The following is a 661-nucleotide window of genomic DNA, read 5'->3' as shown; positions in this document are numbered from 1 at the left end:
CGTTTCGCTGTATCTTTTTAAACTAACAACATACTGTGTTAACCACAAGCACGTCCATTGGGCTTAAGCAAACTCTTTTACGACACGTTGTAAGATAGGCACGTTAGCTTCAGGGAAGGTGTAATCCCCTAATTCACCAACTGCGACCCAGCGCCCTTCTTGGCCTTCTCGACCATAAGGTTCGTTCTCGAACTGAGAGACGGTAATAAAATCAAATTTTAGTGACTTATCTGGGTAATCGTATTCAAGGTGTTCAAACGGTGCTTGTTCAATCACTCGAATCCCCACTTCCTCTTCAAGCTCACGAACCATCGCTTGTTCAACTGTTTCTCCTAGCTCGACTTTACCGCCCGGAAACTCCCAAAAACCACCTTTATGTTTATCATCAGGACGTTTAGTAATAAAGATTTGCGACTTATCTTGATTGAAAATGATCGCTGCAACAATGTGAATTCTTTTCATGGATATTTACCTAGGATCTATCGATACAAAAAGAGCCGCCTAAGCGACTCTTTCTTATTAAGTTATCAAGTTAGATTAATTGATCTGACCGTGACACTGCTTGTATTTCTTGCCACTACCACATGGACAAGGTTCGTTTCGACCTACTTTACGCTCATCACGAACAACAGGTTGATTTGAGCCCTCAGACTCTTCACCA

General features: G+C 42.1%; 2 protein-coding genes. Both read right to left on the bottom strand.

Annotated features, from left to right (window positions below):
* Positions 1-63 precede the first annotated feature (63 nt).
* Complete coding sequence (gene mutT, locus R8N49_RS27750; RefSeq protein WP_005461225.1) at positions 64-462, bottom strand: 8-oxo-dGTP diphosphatase MutT; 399 nt, start codon at positions 460-462, stop codon at positions 64-66.
* 75 nt (positions 463-537) lie between these two features.
* On the bottom strand, positions 538-661 hold a 124-nt coding region (locus R8N49_RS31090), incomplete at its 5' end, for an SEC-C metal-binding domain-containing protein (protein ID WP_412034926.1).

It is taken from the genome of Vibrio sp. 1978, from assembly GCF_033344345.1.
Note: the sequence above shows the minus strand (reverse complement) of the source record. Positions and strands in the feature narration are given on the sequence as shown.